Origin of the sequence: Fibrobacter sp. UWB3 (assembly GCF_002210405.1) — a bacterium.
Classification (GTDB): Bacteria; Fibrobacterota; Fibrobacteria; order Fibrobacterales; family Fibrobacteraceae; genus Fibrobacter.
This window is the reverse complement of sequence record NZ_MWQJ01000012.1, coordinates 1-16,077: the sequence shown is the minus strand read 5'-3', so window position 1 is coordinate 16,077 and position 16,077 is coordinate 1. Positions and strand designations below refer to the sequence as shown.

Annotated in this window: 13 protein-coding genes and 1 pseudogene; 7 read left to right on the top strand and 7 right to left on the bottom strand. The window is 47.1% G+C overall.

Annotated features, from left to right (window positions below; translation table 11 throughout):
- Nucleotides 1-211 precede the first annotated feature (211 nt).
- The 7 genes from B7991_RS12460 to B7991_RS12430 all read left to right on the top strand — a co-directional run bounded on the left by B7991_RS12460 (nucleotide 212) and on the right by B7991_RS12430 (nucleotide 8,407).
- On the top strand, nucleotides 212-1,084 hold the full coding sequence (locus tag B7991_RS12460; RefSeq protein WP_014545811.1) for a radical SAM protein: 873 nt from the start codon (nucleotides 212-214) through the stop codon (nucleotides 1,082-1,084).
- Nucleotides 1,077-2,387 (top strand): nitrogenase component 1, encoded by a 1,311-nt coding sequence (locus tag B7991_RS12455; protein ID WP_088631116.1) that lies wholly within the window; start codon nucleotides 1,077-1,079, stop codon nucleotides 2,385-2,387. The genes B7991_RS12460 and B7991_RS12455 overlap by 8 nt, the downstream gene beginning before the upstream one ends.
- Before the next feature lie 10 nt (nucleotides 2,388-2,397).
- Entirely contained in the window at nucleotides 2,398-3,867 is a 1,470-nt protein-coding gene (locus B7991_RS12450) for a nitrogenase component 1 (protein WP_088631115.1), read from the top strand.
- Between the two features lie 412 nt (nucleotides 3,868-4,279).
- Nucleotides 4,280-5,437 (top strand): PLP-dependent aspartate aminotransferase family protein, encoded by a 1,158-nt coding sequence (locus tag B7991_RS12445; RefSeq protein WP_085491299.1) that lies wholly within the window; start codon nucleotides 4,280-4,282, stop codon nucleotides 5,435-5,437.
- A 10-nt stretch (nucleotides 5,438-5,447) separates the two neighbouring features.
- The gene (locus B7991_RS12440; RefSeq protein WP_088631114.1) at nucleotides 5,448-6,359 is read left to right on the top strand and encodes a PLP-dependent cysteine synthase family protein; all 912 of its coding nucleotides are present in this window, start codon (nucleotides 5,448-5,450) and stop codon (nucleotides 6,357-6,359) included.
- Nucleotides 6,360-6,395: 36 nt separating this feature from the next.
- Complete coding sequence (locus B7991_RS12435; protein WP_088631113.1) at nucleotides 6,396-7,265, top strand: class I SAM-dependent methyltransferase; 870 nt, start codon at nucleotides 6,396-6,398, stop codon at nucleotides 7,263-7,265.
- A 137-nt stretch (nucleotides 7,266-7,402) separates the two neighbouring features.
- A complete protein-coding gene (locus B7991_RS12430; protein ID WP_073423775.1) occupies nucleotides 7,403-8,407 on the top strand; it encodes a DsrE/DsrF/DrsH-like family protein in 1,005 nt (334 codons plus the stop codon).
- A gap of 11 nt (nucleotides 8,408-8,418) precedes the next feature.
- On the opposite strand, the gene B7991_RS12425 is transcribed toward B7991_RS12430, so the two are convergent.
- From B7991_RS12425 to nifH, 7 genes and pseudogenes are all read right to left on the bottom strand, one after another.
- Nucleotides 8,419-9,171 (bottom strand): ABC transporter permease, encoded by a 753-nt coding sequence (locus B7991_RS12425; protein WP_244536481.1) that lies wholly within the window; start codon nucleotides 9,169-9,171, stop codon nucleotides 8,419-8,421.
- 8 nt (nucleotides 9,172-9,179) lie between these two features.
- On the bottom strand, nucleotides 9,180-9,995 hold the full coding sequence (locus tag B7991_RS12420; protein ID WP_088631111.1) for an ABC transporter ATP-binding protein: 816 nt from the start codon (nucleotides 9,993-9,995) through the stop codon (nucleotides 9,180-9,182).
- A 9-nt stretch (nucleotides 9,996-10,004) separates the two neighbouring features.
- The gene (locus tag B7991_RS12415; protein ID WP_088631110.1) at nucleotides 10,005-11,033 is read right to left on the bottom strand and encodes an ABC transporter substrate-binding protein; all 1,029 of its coding nucleotides are present in this window, start codon (nucleotides 11,031-11,033) and stop codon (nucleotides 10,005-10,007) included.
- 17 nt (nucleotides 11,034-11,050) lie between these two features.
- Entirely contained in the window at nucleotides 11,051-12,262 is a 1,212-nt protein-coding gene (locus tag B7991_RS12410; protein ID WP_088631109.1) for a hypothetical protein, read from the bottom strand.
- 442 nt (nucleotides 12,263-12,704) lie between these two features.
- Nucleotides 12,705-14,057, bottom strand: a complete 1,353-nt coding sequence (locus B7991_RS12405; RefSeq protein ID WP_085491306.1) for a nitrogenase component 1 — start codon at nucleotides 14,055-14,057, stop codon at nucleotides 12,705-12,707.
- Nucleotides 14,058-14,074: 17 nt separating this feature from the next.
- Nucleotides 14,075-15,679, bottom strand: a complete 1,605-nt coding sequence (locus tag B7991_RS12400) for a nitrogenase component 1 (RefSeq protein WP_073423780.1) — start codon at nucleotides 15,677-15,679, stop codon at nucleotides 14,075-14,077.
- Between the two features lie 26 nt (nucleotides 15,680-15,705).
- Nucleotides 15,706-16,077 (bottom strand): annotated as a pseudogene (gene nifH, locus B7991_RS12395) (nitrogenase reductase); the annotation flags it as partial.

Genomic DNA, 16,077 nt, shown 5'->3' with positions numbered 1-16,077 from the left:
CCCCTTGTTTCATATTGTCTTTCGCTATACCGCTTTTTAAATTTTTGCCCGAACTTCTTCGACAGGGAAGTAAAAGAATTAATCACACAACAGAACGCTAGGCAAACCGTTCATCATCTTCCACATAAACTAAATCGGTATTTACCGCTAGTTTAGCGCAAGGCTTTTATGCCTTGTGTTTACCACGAATCTTTTGCCTTTGTGAGGTTTTATGGCAATCGATCAAGAAACAGTTTTTAGAGAGCACCCCTGCTTTGGCGCATGCAAGAATCGTAAAGGGCGTATCCATTTGCCCGTCGCTCCGGGTTGTAACATCGAATGCCGTTTTTGCGACCGTCGCATCAACGAAGACGCACAAGTTCCTGGAAATACAAGTAAAGTTATCAAACCGGAAGAAGCATGTGGCTATATTCGCAAAGCTCTTGAATTCGTACCGGATCTTACTACGGTGGGTATTGCTGGCCCTGGCGACACGCTCGCGACACCTTTTGCACTGGACACTTTCCGCCTCGTCAAAAAGGAATTTCCAAACCTGATTCGTTGCATGAGCACAAACGGACTTTTGCTGAACGACAAGGCAGACGAAGTCATTGACGTGGGCATCGATACGCTTACTGTCACGGTGAACGCAGTTGACCCAGAAATCGAAGCAATGATCAATGCGAGAATTTTCTACCACGGCAAGACCTACACGGGTGTCGAAGCCGCTGAAATCTTGATCCACAACCAGCTAGAAGGCATTCGCAAGGTTGCAAAAAGCGGGACACTCGTGAAAGTGAATACGGTTCTTTGCCCAGGCATCAACGACAACCATATCGAAGATGTGGCCGCTACAGTCCGCGAAGCGGGAGCGATTATATACAACATCATTCCGCTGATTCCGCAAAACGGATTCAAGGATCTTCCGGCCCCGACTCCGAAGGGACTCGCAATTGCACAGGAACAGGCCGGCGTATTTATCAATGTTTTCAAGCACTGCGCTCACTGCAGAGCAGATGCTGTTGGCGTTCCCGGCGTCTATGACGTTGGTTCACAAATCTACATGGATCGCATCCGTGTAAAGGAGACTTTCTCTCATGGCTAAAATATTGGATCAGGCGCGCTACAAATGCGCTTTGGCAGCAATGCAGACCGTGCAATCCATTCCTGGAGCAATTCCCGTTTTGCATTCCGGTCCGGGATGCGCATCCAAGCTAAACGATAACAACGGCACGAGCGGCAGATTCAGCCCCAACATTTACCCTTGCACAAGTATCAGCGAAAAAGAAGTCGTGTTTGGCGGTGCAGACAAGTTGCGTTCAACCATCAGCAACGCTCTCAAAATCATCGATGCCGACCTGTTCGTGGTTCTTTCCGGTTGCACGGGTGAAATCATTGGTGACGACATTCAAGAAGTCGCAGAAGAATTCGAAGATGCCGAAAAGCCTGTCATCTGGGCAAAGACGCCGGGATTCAAGGGCAACAACTACATCGGTCACGACTGGATTTTAAAGAGCATCTTTGAACAGTATGTGAGAAAGTTCAAGGGCGAAGCCCCGAAGGAAAAGGGACTCGTCAACTTATTCGCAGGCGTGCCACAGCAGGATCCGTATTGGCTTGGCAACTTGCGTGAACTCGAACGTCTTTTGCAGTCCATCGGTCTCAAGACGAATACGATTTTCGGTTTTGACCGCGGGCTTGAAAACTTGCAAAAGATTCCGACGGCAGAATACACGATTCTAGTTTCGCCGTGGGCAGGCCTCGAAAGCGCCCAGTATCTCGAAAAGGAATTCAACATTCCGCTGTTGCACTACCCGATTTTGCCAATTGGTGCGGCCGAAACGACAAAGTTCCTCCGTACGGTCGCTGAGTTCACGGGCGCTGACAAAGAACTCACGGAATCCGTTATCCAGCAGAACGAAGCGCAGTTCTTCTATTATCTGGAACGTTACGCCGACACGATTCTCGAAAGCCGTATCGTGAGCAAGCGCTTTACCGTCGTGAGCGAAGCCCAGTACGTAATTGCCGTGACCAAGTTTCTCGTGAACGACATGGGTCTTTTCCCGCAAAAGCTGTTCGTTACGGACGACACGCCGGAAGCATTTCGCGAAGAAGTCTCGCAAGAAACAAACACGCTGAATTACGACATCAAAACAAAAGTCGAGTTCACCACGGACGGTTTCGACCTCCAGAATCAAATCCGCAAAATGGACTTTGGCGGCTCCCCGCTCATCATCGGTTCGAACTGGGAAAAGAAACTCGCCCACGAACTCAAGGGCCACTTCGTGAACATCAGCTATCCGATGATCGAAAAAATCGTCATCAACTCGCATGTGGCAGGTTATTCCGGCGGCCTTTACTTGTTGGAAGACATCTACTCTGCAGCACTTTCCATGCTGAAAATTTAAGGAGGATCTAATGCCATTTAATTTTAAAAATGCAAACGTCGGTGTTCGCGAAAACCGTCTTGGATCCATCACTGGATTTTCGGGCGACTTGGAAACGCTCGCACACCGCTCACAGTGCGGTTCTGTCAAGAATCGCGAACGCTGCTTTAGCCAATCCAGTTCTTGCCTTTCGGGTTGCGCTTTGGACCAGCTCATCAGTATCCGCAATGTGGCTGTCGTCTATCACGCTCCAGCCGGTTGCGTTGCACTTGCACAAGGTGAAGATGTCAAATTCCGCCAACTCGCCGAACGCATTAACGAAAAGACAAATTCCGTTTACGTCTGCACGGACTTGAACGAAAACGATACAGTCTTTGGCGCTATCGAAGCACTCCGCAAGGCAACGCAGTACACGTACGAAAAGTTCCACCCGGAAGCGATTTTCCTTTCGTCTTCTTGCGTATCGGGCGTGATTGGCGAAGACGTCGACGGTCTCGCCGACGAACTCGCAGATGAATACGATATTCCAATTATTCCAATCCATTGCGAAGGTTTCAAGAGCCGCATTTGGGCTAGCGGTTTCGATATTGCAGACCACGCCGTTTTACAGGGCATCGTGAAACCGCCTGAGAAGAAGAATAACAAGATTATCTTCAAGAACTTCTTTGAAAGCGCACGTCCGCAAATTACGGAACTTTTCAAGGAAATCGATGCAGAACCGCAATTCGTTTATTGTAACTCCACTGTCGAAGAACTTTCGCACTTGAGCGAAGCCCAAGCAATGGTTTGCATTTGCGGAACGCTCGGCACCTATCTCGGCAACGCCCTCGAAGAAACTTACGGTGTACCGTATGTGCGTACGATTAACCCGAACGGCATTACCGGTTTTGAAACTTGGTTCCGCGCCATCGGCAAAACGATTGGCAAGGAAGCCGAAGTAGAACGTTACATCGAGCGCCAGCGCGCCATTTACTTGCCGCAAATCGAAGAAGTCAAGAGGGAACTCAAGGGTCTCCGCGCCGTGATCGGTATGGGCCCGGGCTACACCTACGAAGTTTCGCGCGTATTGCAGGAACTCGGCATGGAAGTGGTTCACGGTCTTGCTTGGCATTATGACTACAAGTACGATAACGGCCAGATTCCGCCAGCACTCGAACATTTGTTGAAGACATCGCCAAAGGGGCTCAAGCTCACTGTGGCTGACCAACAAAACTACGAAGTGATGAGCGTATTGAACTATCACAAGCCGGACATTTACTTTAGTCGTCATCCGGGTTCAACCGTATGGGCCATCAAGCAGGGTTACGCAGCGCTCTTCGTCGCCGATGAATACATGATTTTCGGATACGAAGGAACACTCAACTTTGCCAAGAGCATCCTCGATACCATCAAGAACCGTAGCTTTGAAAAGAGTCTTGCCGCTCGAATCAAGTTACCCTATACCAAGTGGTGGTACGAACAAGATACAGACAAGTTCTTGAAGCCGGAAGGCGCAAGGTAAACAAATTTTTCTTGACATGGTTTCTCCTGCGGGAATTTTTTCCGCAGGAGATTTTTTATGCAACCAATTTCAGCTGAGTTTCAAATTCAAAAAAACACAGAAACAAAATGGCTATAGAAAATCGTTATCGCCGGTTCTAGAAAAATAGTATAAAGAAATCTCTTGCCAAAACGAAAGGCTTTATCTAAATTAACCTACAAAAGAAATAGGATATAAAAAAATGAATTTCCCGTTCAATAGCTTAAATTTCGCTTGTTGTTGTCGATGTCGGACGGGCATCTAGTTTTTAGGCTATTCTTTTAAACAGATTCCCGCTCGGTTTTATGTTCCGTAGCGGGATTTTTTTTATTCAAAAAAAATTTAAACCACAAAGGCGCTAGCATTTAATAGCGTCATAGGAGATTATTATCTTATGTCAAACTTCAACAATATCGAAACAAAACTCATTCACGGCGGCATTGATGGCGACAAAACTACAGGAGCTGTAAACGTCCCTATCTACCAGACTTCCACCTACAAGCAGACAGGCCTTGGTGAAAACACGGGTTGGGAATATTCCCGCACAGGGAACCCGACGCGCGCAGCATTGGAAGCGCTGATTGCAGAACTCGAAGGAGGAGTCGCAGGCTTTGCATTTGCAAGCGGCATGGCTGCAACAACAACCGTCCTTTCGCTTTTTAAGCAAGGAGACCGCATCATCATTTCGAGCAATGTCTATGGCGGCACTTTCCGCGTTTTGGACAAAGTTTTCAAGAATCTCGGCATCAGTTATTCCATCGAAGACACGACCGATTTGAAATTGCTTGAATCCAAAATAACACCCGATGTGAAAGCATTCTTTGTCGAAAGCCCAGCAAATCCGCTCTTGACGGTAACAGACTTGGCAGGCGTTGCCGCAATTGCCAAGAAGCACAACATTTTGACCATTGTCGATAACACATTTATGACGCCGTATCTGCAGCGTCCGATTGAATTGGGCGCCGACATCGTCGTGCATTCTGCGACAAAGTATTTAGGCGGTCACAGCGACTTGGTGGCAGGGCTTGCTGTTGTCAATTCCAAGGAACTCGCTGAAAGGCTGGCATTTACGCAGAACGCAACCGGGGCCGTTCTCGGACCTTTTGATTCATTCCTCTTAATTCGCGGCATCAAGACGCTTGGCGTCCGCTTGGATCGCCATACTGAAAATGCCGAAACCATCGCAAAGTATCTCGAAAAGCACGAAGCCGTAAAGCACGTGTATTATCCGGGACTCCCGACAGCACAAGGCTACGAAATCAACAAGAAACAGGCCAAGAACGGTGGCGCTATGATTTCGTTCGAACTTCGTGAAAATTACGATATCAAAAAATTCTTCAAAGCTCTAAAACTCGTTTCCCTCGCAGAAAGCCTGGGCGGCGTCGAAAGCCTCGTATGCCATCCAGCCACAATGACGCACGCATCCATCCCAAAGGAAATTCGCGAAAAAGTCGGCATCACTGACGGGCTCATTCGCTTATCCGTGGGCATTGAAAAAGTTGATGACATCATCGCAGATGTTAACGCAGCCATTGAAGCCGCAAAAGCATAAGGAACAAGATATGCATTACTACGAATCCATGAAATCCCTGATTGGAAAAACACCGCTCGTAAAGCTCACGCATGTTGGAGTTCCTGAAGGCGTAAATTTATTCGTAAAACTTGAATTGTGGAATCCTTCGGGCAGCGTAAAAGACCGCGCCGGCCTTTATATGGTCGAAGACGCGTTCGCCAAAGGGACGCTCAAACCTGGCGGAACGATTATCGAAGCGACCGCAGGCAATACCGGGCTTGGAATTGCATTTGCAGCATTGAACCGCGGTGTGCGTGTCATTTTTGTAGTACCGACAAAATTTTCACAAGAAAAGCAGACGCTTTTGCGTGCGCTTGGCGCAGAACTCATCAACACCCCGCGTGAAGAAGGCATGCTCGGCGCCGAAAAGAAAGCAGAAGAACTGCTGAAGCAAATTCCGGATTCCATTTCTCTCAGACAATTCCACAACATGGCAAATCCGCGGGCCCATTATGAAACGACAGGACCTGAAATTTACGATGATCTCGATGGCAACGTCGATTATGTTGTTGCAGGCGCAGGAAGCGGCGGAACGTTCTCGGGCATTCTCAAGGCGCTCAAGGAACGCAACCCCAAAATTCAAGGCGTACTCGCTGACCCTGTAGGCTCTACAATGGGCGGTGGCGAACATGGAGACTACAACATCGAAGGAATCGGAAACGATTTTATTGCAGACACTATGGACATGTCGCTTGTGGACCGCGTCATCAAAATTAACGATGACGACGCTTTCGGTGGTTCCCGTGAACTCGCGCAAAAAGAGGGAATTTTTGCGGGATCTTCTTCGGGCGGCGCTTTCGCAGCAGCCAAGAAACTGATTGCATCGGGCGCTCGCGGGAACATTGTCTTTGTAGCCCCAGACCGTGGCGATCGTTACTTCAGCAAAGGTTTATACAAATAACATAAAAATTCATCTTTAATTAGAGTGCACAAGTTTATGATTAGCAAAACTGCGCTTTTATGCGCTCTTGCCCGAGCTGTCCACACTCACGCTAAAAGTGAAAAAATTTTTGAAGACGAATTTGCACAGGATTTTGTGGGTTTGAAGGAATATCGCCACGCACGCAATCTTGCAAGGCAGTTCCTTCCTGCAAAAAAGTCGAAGCCCAAAGATTACCCGGCTAAGGATTTTATCGACCAATACCTTCTCCCAATCATTCTTCCACGAAATCGATTTGCAGAAGACATTGTCGATGCCAAGCAAAAAACAGGAGACGTGCAATACGTTCTCTTGGGTGCGGGCCTAGATTCCTTTGCGCTTAGGAACAAAAGTCAAAACGTCGATGTCTTTGAACTGGATCTGTACGAAACACAAGTTTTCAAAATCGAGCGGACGCGAGAACTTTTCACAAAGAGGCGTCCCAAAGTTCACTTTGTAGAAATCGATTTCAACAAGGATAGCATCATTAGCAGATTGGCAAACGCCGGTTTTAATCCGAAAAAACGCTCCGTCTTTTCGATTCTCGGCGTGTCCTACTACATTCCTATTGAAATCTTTTTCAAGACGATTGCGGAAATTTCTAAGATAGCAGCACCCAATAGTGCAATAATATTCGATTACTACGAAAAAGAGCGGGACAGTGCGGACAGCACAACCAAAATCAGCCGCTTAAAACAAATAACAGCATCGTGCGGCGAGTGTATGGTTGACGGATACGATCCCGTTCAAGTTGACAATTTGGCCAGGAAATCGGGTATCCAATATTGTCACGACCTTTCTCCCAAAGATATCAACGATGCCTTTTTCAGCACATCAACTGGATTGTCCGCATTCGAGGGCGTTCATCTGATGTATTGCGGTTTGTAAAGCAAATCGTTAACAAGATAACTGACTGTTTTGTTATCGAGAAAGCCGATATTTCGCTATTAAAAAAAAGTATTAGAAATAGACTTCACATGATTCTATTTTTACCTGGTCAAAATAAAATCGGGAAAGGTAAAGTCATGTCTGAAGTCAAAATACTTGCTGCTAGAGATTTTTACAAGATTGATTTACAAAATTCAACTTTGCTTGATGTTCGCGAACCAAGCGAAGTTATTGTTCGACCTATAAATGGCGCAGTTCAAGTTCCATTCTTTGAACTTTCAAAAAAAGTAGATTCCATTCCCAAAGACAAACCCGTTTATGTGTTCTGTTCGACAGGTGACCGCTCCGAACAAGTTGCAGAAATTCTTGCCGACAGAGATTACGAAGTCTACAATCTCGAAGGCGGGCTAGAAGCCTTTTCTAAAGTTCACTTCGTTGATGCCAAAGGGGCAAAATGCCCCGGCCCCATCGTTCAAGTAGACGAGGCCATCAAAAGCGTTTCGCCTGGCGAAGAAGTGCAAATAGAAGCAACCGAAAAGGCTTTTTATTCGGACATACAAGTTTGGTGCCAACGCACCGGCAACGAGCTAAAATCGCTCACAGAAAGAGACAATATAATTTATGCGACCGTCGTAAAGCGCAACGCCCCCGTCGCCGAAAAGCGAGAATTTGAACACGGCAAAACATTTGTCGTATTCAGCGGGGATTTAGACAAAGCAATCGCTTCGTTCATTATGGCAAATGGCGCAGCCGCGATGGGCCGCCCAGTTACAATGTTCTTTACCTTTTGGGGTGTAAGCCTTTTACGCAGACCAGAAAAAGTACGCGTCAAAAAATCGCTTATCGGAAAAATGTTCAGCTTTATGCTGCCGCGAGGTTCCAAAAAGCTCGGACTTTCACGCATGAACTTTGGCGGTATCGGTGCAAAAATGATTCGCGCCGTGATGAAACAAAACGGAGTTTCTTCGCTCGAAGAACTGATTGAAAGCGCAAAGCAAAAAGGCGTAAAGTTCGTTGCATGCCAAATGTCGATGGAACTCATGGGAATTACCGCCGAAGAATTGATTGACGGCGTGGAACTTGGTGGCGTCGCGACCATGCTCGGCTCTACTGAAAAATCCGACCTAACATACTTTATATAACACTCGTTGACTTAATTCGCCTTCGTCCAGAATAGCACCTTGCGTTTTACAAATTCAAAAAATTCCATGATCGCAAGGACCACAATGCCAGTCCACAAAATTCCGGCAACCATGTTGGGGTAATCGGAATAGTCAGCGTAGAATTGCACAAAGTGTCCAAGGCCTGTATTTTCGCCGAAGAGTTCAGCAACGGTGAGCATGATGAACGAAAGTCCCATGCCTACGGAAAGCCCGGAAAATATGGACGGAAGGCTTGCGACAAACGCAATTCGCCACAAGTATTCAAACTTGCCAATTCCAATAATGGCGGCATTTCGCCTGTACTTTTCAGGAATGTCCGCAGCACCCGCGGCGGTATTCAAGTAGATAGGCCAAAAGGCCGCAATGAAAATAATGAAAGTAGAGGACAAGTAAAATGTCGGCAAAATCGCAATGGCGTAAGGGATGTAAACGTTAGGCGGAATCGGAGCCGCGAATCGTGAAATGGGCTTTAGCATAGTACCCACCCAAGGGACAGACCCCGAAACAATTCCGAGAGAGATTCCGACGACGGCAGCCGCGAAATAAGCAGGGACAAGTTTCAAAAGCGACGACCACGCACTGCGCAAAAGCTCCTCGCGAGAATTGAAAAGCGCCGTCAAAACCGCTTTTGGCGATGGGAACAAGTATTGGCTGCTCCATTCCGGGCCACTACTGATGAACGTCCAGATTCCAATCAAGAACAGAAGGAATAAAAATCCTGAAAATTTAGATAGATATTTCACAAAAATTCTCATATACTTGCGCCCTCCTGTACGGTATGCCCGAGTTTTTCAAGGATGTCCTTGTGGTAAGCTTCTTCAATTTCAACGATTGTCTTTTGGACTTTTTCGTTGCGGAACCATTCGCTACGGCTCTTTTTCACTGGAAAATCCAAAGGAATATCTGCGATGATACGGCCTGGCGTCGATCCCAAAACGATAATTCGACTTCCGAGATAAACGGCCTCGCGAATGTCGTGCGTCACAAACAAAGTCGTAATTGCACGGTCTTTAGAGCCTCGGCAAAGCTCCAAAACCAAATCTTGAAGGCTTGCACGATTTACAGGATCAAGCGCACCAAAAGGTTCGTCCAAAAGAAGGGCATCTGCGCCAACGCTCAACGCTCTTGCAATGGCCCCGCGCTGACGCATACCGCCCGAAAGTTCAAAGGGATATTTATGAAGGCTCCCCGAAAGCCCTACCAAATTCAAGTATTCTTCTGCCAAATGTTTTGCAAAACTCCCCTTGACCTTTTTCGTCTTTTTAATGGCAAGAGAAACGTTCTGTAGAAGCGTAAGCCAAGGAAAAAGAGTGTAGTCCTGAAAAACTACGCTCCTTTCTGCGGAAGGCTTTTCAATTTCCTTCCCGTTCCAATAAACATGGCCTTCGCTTGGCTTTGTAAGGCCGGCGAGAAGATTCAGCAAAGTGGTCTTGCCACTTCCGCTTTCGCCTAATAGACATACAAACTCGCCTGGTTTGATTTTCAAGTTGATGTCTTTCAGGATGGGTTTGCCATCATAGGAAAAAACGAGATTAGTCGCTTCGAAACCACTTTGTATTTGAGTCATTTTAGTTCCTTAATTTCTAGATAGGAAAATCTTTTCGGCCTGCGCGTAGAATTCAGATTTGGGCTTTTGCTTGCGAAGTTCTGCAAGAGCGTCACGATAGTAGTTCGTGAGAACGTATTGAGAGACCTTCTTGTCGGACTTGATGAATTCGGCATCCTTCAAGAAATCCCAAAAGAATTCAACGCCTTTCACGTTCGGGTCGGTATCCTGCGTCACGTAACCGCTGTAGAAAGCCTTGTTGACGAGAGCCGTATCAAGCTTAATCCACTTTGCGATAATTTCAACGCTCTTCTTGTGATCGTTTGCGACAAGTTCTTCGGCTTCAATCAGCGACTTGACCAAGCGCTTGTAAATGTCGTCACGGCCTTCAAGTTTGCGGAGCGATGCAATGAGGCGGCAGCAAATATGACCGGGATTGATGTCCTTGCTGCGAAGCACCACGGAGAGACCCGCTTCTTCGGCACGGAGGTCGTGCGGTCCCCATGTAACGCCGGCATACACACTGCCGTTCTTTACCGCTTCGATAACTGCAGGCGGATTCTTGAGTTCTACAATAGTAACATCCTTACGCCAGTCAATACCTTCTTTTTTGAGGCCTCCGCGAACAATGGCATCCGCTGTTCCCAAACGGATTGTAGCGATTTTCTTTCCCTTGAGATCGCTCAGTTTTTTGACGGAGCCTGCATTTTCCTTGCGGGTAATCACAGCCTGGTCGCCACCCATGAGGCCGCCAATAACGCGAATATCAGCACCCTGCGAAACATGGATAAGCGGAGCGAGTGAGCCAAAAGCACCTGCATCGAGCTTTCCGGCACGAACGGCAGCAATGCCATCGCCAGAATTCGAGAATTCCACCAATTCTACGTCAAGGCCGTTCTTCTTGAAAATGCCCGCATCTTTTGCGATGAAGAATTTCCCCTGGCCCGTAGAAGAAAGGTAGCCGATGGAAAGCTTGTCAGCTGCGATTGTGGAAGTCACGCAGGCGAGAACGAACAGGAACGCCGATGCAATTCGAGTGTGTAATTTATTCTGAGTCATTGTAGAATTCTCCATTGTTAGAAGGCGTAAGTTGCAGAAAGGTGATAACGATTCAGATCCGCTTCTTTTACCGTATTGGCGGTCAAGTAATCCGTTTGAACGTGAAGGTATTCGAATCCCAACGAGAATGCGTCTGTCAAATTGTAGGTCGTGTTGGCAAAGAACGAGAAGTTTTGTTCACGGCCACCGGCTTTTCTAATATCTTCACGTTTTAGCTTGTCAAGCCCGGCACCCACATTAAAGGCCAACTTTTGGATAAATTTGGCTTGCAAGGCAATCCATCCACCGTAAGCACCAATGCTTCTTACGCTTTCGGGGTCTTCAGTATTCGAAACCAGTCCGCGTCCAATACCGGCTGCGTATGTATCGAGATTGGCACCGACAAAATACTCACCAAGGAAGGTAAAGTTGCTTGTGATGGGGAGAGTCAAATCAACGTTAAAAGACCATGAGGGAATATCCTTAGTATCACCAGTGGCGTCCAAGTCAACTTCTTCTTGGCCATAATGACCAGAAATACCTAAACCGAACTTTTTGTTTTCAACCCAAAGCGGAATGGCAATACCGATGCGTCCCTGAATGGTAGGAACGTCAGCATCGACACCGGTCTCTGAAGCAGAAGAAGTGTTGTACGGCTGCGTTTCGCCGATAGTGCGAACAAGAGCAACGGCAAAGTCTAAAGAGCCATTACCAACAGGAACTTTTTCGGTCAGTCGGAGTTGTGCTCTGCGAAGGCCCGGATCACCAGAGTTGTTAAGAACGCCAGCATTGAGCGTTGGAGTCACGAGGGGAGAAATCAAATCCCATGTCTGACCGCCCAAAATGGAGAAACCGGACTTGCCAAAAGAAATTTCGCCGTAACCATGACGGAGGCGTGGGACAGGCGCATTACCGGAACCGCCGCCGTAGAAATCAACTTCGATTTTACCGTTCGCCTTGAAGAACGAAGTATCGCTACCGCTCGAAAGATTCAAACCGATTCGAGTGAGGTTCGGCGTGAAATGCCAGCCACCATCGTTTTTGTTGGCAATATCTGATTGAGCAGCAAAGTTTGCAAAGTTGCCATTATTGCTTTTAGAATCTTCGTAGGCGGCGTTCAAAGACGCAAAACCATAGAGTGTAGCACTTACGCCAGATTTCGTGGTAACAGCAATAGGTTCAGCAGCAATTGCAGTAATTGAAGACAAAAGAACAATTTGAGCTATAGATTTTTTAATATTGAAATTCATGGAGAAACTCCTATTTTTTATGAGTTTAGTAACCACGCAGAGCAACATTCTGCGCACTTTTAAAATTGCCGATTAGCCTTTAAAAAGGCTTTGGCTTAGTTATTGGAGAATTTACAGCTACAACACATATAGGTATCCTCGTGTTGATTTGTGGAAGTTTCGGAACACAATGTTCTCGAATGCAACGCTTAAATTAGAAAAGAAAAAATGATTTGTAAAATACTTTATTTTTATCACACGATATAAGAAATTTATTTACATATAAGATATAGTTATACAAAATAAATTCAAATAGCAGTAGCCTATACATATACAATAAATTCCCGTCAGAGTTTATCATACGAGCATTATAAAAAAGGAAATGCCCGATCAAGTCGGGCATGACGTTCTCTTCTGTCACCCCGGCCACAGTGCCGGGGTCAACTTTTTACGGCATTTTTTATTATTTTCCGCCAACGGATGCGCTATAAATTTTTTCAAGCAAATTAAGCGCACCCTTATAACCAACGAAACTACGATTGATAATCAAAGTTTCGCTGGACGGAGGCGTAATTTCAAAGAACAAAGCGCCCTTATCATTGGCAAGATTGATTTCCCAAGAAGAAGCAAGAATCAACGGCTTTCCAGAAGAGAAATCAACTTCCTTGATAGCTTTTTCAATCAAGTAGCCATCTTCTTCGAATTCCACTTCAACATCGACACCTTCGCTGATGTTATGGAAAGCATCTTCGATGGTCTTGCGGAATTTCTGCGGAGGATCGTCCGTGATAATCGCCTTGCGCGGAATAAGGCCGATTTGGTCGGCAAGGAACTTGGTGTAGGCAAGCGTGTAAGCGGAATCAGCGGTAATCGCAAATTCACTCGGCATACCGTACCAGTATTCAGCAAAGAATTCAGAGAAGTGTTCCAAATAGTAGTAATAAATACCATTTTCTTGTTCAATGAACTTTTCGCTCTGTTCCTTATCGATTCCGGCAAAATCAACAACTTTGCGGATAAATGCAGCAGTTGCTTCGGCACCGATTGGAATTTCAGGAATATGGAGGAACGGCTGACCATATTTTTTCTCAAGGTGTTCAGCATTTCTCACGCCGACCCACGGAGAGACCACCAAGTTAAACTGAGCTTCCGGAATGCGCAACCAATCCTTGACACCGTTATTTTCAGGTCCAAAGAGCACATTCACTTCAAAACCAGCGCCACGGAGAATACGGGCAAGTTCTTGGTAATCACCGCGCCAGTTCTGGTTGTAATACGGAACTTCGAACCAAAGATTGATAAGACCCTTCTTGCGTTCGCCCTTGTAATCGCCCACAAACTGATCGACAATGGCGTTTACCACTTCTTCGTGACCGAAAAGGTTATTGCCCTTGAAGCCTGCGGTATCCACAGCCACAATCGGGTAACCCAAATCGCGATATTCATTCACCAAGCTGGGGACGTCATCACCAATGAGGCCGCCCACGCAACCCGTGAGAACAACATAGAGGTCGCCATCGAAAACCTTGAGCGTTGACTTAATCAACTGATCCAAAGTCTTGATGCCGCCGAACACGATGTCGTTTTCGGTAGAGTTTGCACTCGGCATGTTACCAGCACCAGCGAAAATGCTGCCCTGGAAGCCGTTTTCAAAAGTGAGGAATGCGGTTTGCTTAAGCTGGCAACCCGGAGAGCAGTTGGCTATAGGAACTGCACCCTTAATGCCGACAACCGTATTGGACGCACCGACTGCACAAGAATAGCGGGGGTCCGAAATAGAATTGCTTTTTTTCTTTGTTTTAAGTGCTTCTGACATTTTCGAAATCTCCCTTATTATGCGTTTTCTGAATTAGATTCTTTGCCTTTGCTGAACTTGAGATTTCTCGGTTCAGGAAGGTCGTTAAGTGCTTCTGGGTGATGCGTCAAATAGAACGGATCGTCCTGAGCAAGCCACCAATCAGAATACGGGAGTTTCACATTACGCTTGAGAACTTGGTTAAACTTTGTACGTGAAAGAACGCCCTTGAGCATTTCACCAATGCGGAGGATACCTTCGTAGCCCACCGGAATATGTTCGTCGCCCATGGTGAGGGTCGGGAATCCGAGGTGGCCCGCGACAGATGCAAGGCCCGGATGGCGAATGAGCAAGAAGTCCGTCTTGGCACGCTTCAAAAGTTGCGGAAGCTGGAAGGCGCGAGTCTTACTTACAGTATAGTGCGGAATGTCGCCGTAAGTTTCCACAAGTTCCTTCAAGGTGTCTTGATGCTTTCCTGCACCATCGTAAATGGGGTCATGATGGAACACGAGAGCTGCATCGTGGCCTATTCCGAGTTCCGAAAGAACACTGATAAGGCCGTGAGCATAAGCAGAACCCGTCATTACGATGCCGTTCTTGCCCTTGAAAAATTCGCGAAGTTCAGCGAGCTTCGGAGCAATACGCTTATGTTCACTTTCGATATATTCTTCAGCTTCTTTTTCTTTACCGACAACTTTTGCAATAGCTCGGAGCCATTCGTCAGTGCCCTTGATACCGTACGGTTGCGGAGCATCGATTTGCGGAACGCCGAAGGATTCTTCAAGTGCGGTAGCCATGTAACCACCCAAAGTATCGCAGAAGGTAGCGGTCGCGACAGCTTCAGAAGCCTGGCGGATTTCATCGAAAGATGCGGTATCCAAGAGGTAATTCACGCGGAGGCCAAGCGGAGCAAGCATTTCAGAGAAATAGTCCGTTCCCCAAAGAGCAACAATATTGAGCAAGTCATTTTGCTTTTTGGTCGGATGGCGATTCACAATTTGACGGAGAACGCCATGGAATGCAATGTCGAAGCCCGTGGACCAATGCTTGGAACGGAAGCCTTCGCAGTGCAGCGGAATTATAGGCACGCCAACTTCAGGTTCCATTTCTTCGGCGATGGAGTCAATGTCTTCACCGATAATAGCGGTAGCGCAAGCCATGCCAATGAAAATAGCCTTGGGATTGAAACGTTCCTTTGCATCACGAATCGTTTGACGAAGCTTTTCAGAAGCACCGAACACCATGTCCTGTTCTTTCAGGTTGGTGCTGATGTTCAAAGTATTCTGCAAAGGCTTGCCACGACGCTTAAGGCCCACATGCATAGAAAGGTTGAATTTGGAGTTTTCGCCGCTGCAGCCGATCGGAGAATGGTCAATCAAAGCGCAGTCCGTGAGGTTGCCCACCTGGCACTGGACAATAGCGTTGGAGCACATGGTTTCTTGGTTGAGCGGAGAGTGCAATTCGCAAAGCTTACAGCCGGCCCCCTTGCTTGCGCAGCCACCGTGCTTTTTCGCGCTGCGTTCGTCGTAGGCAGATTCCTTGATCAAGTCGCTGGCTTTGCCGTCCCAACCGATAATGGTACCCAGTCGATATTCGCGGTTTTCGACCGAGGTCATATTTAAATTAATGTTAGTTGATGCCATAGATTTTTACCTCCTGCCGGTTCTCGCTAAATGGAGTAGTCCTTTTCCATCATGCCGTAGTCGATGAGAATTTGTTCCAAGCGGTCCTGCGTCATCGGAGTCGGGATGGTAAAGAGCTCGTTTTCATCGATGTTCTTTGCAAGTTCGCGGTAGACGTTGGCCTGGTTGCAGTTCGGTTCGAAATCAATCACAGTCTTCTTGCGGATTTCGGCCTGCTGCACGATGTTGTTGCGCGGCACGTACTGGATGAGCTGCGTGTTGAGTTCCTTGGTGAATGCACGGAGCAAGTCAAGTTCGTTATCGACGTTACGGCTGTTGCAGATGATACCGCCGAGTCGCACTTCACCGCGTTCAGCGTACTTGGCAATACCCTTACAGATGTTGTTTGCAGCGTAGAG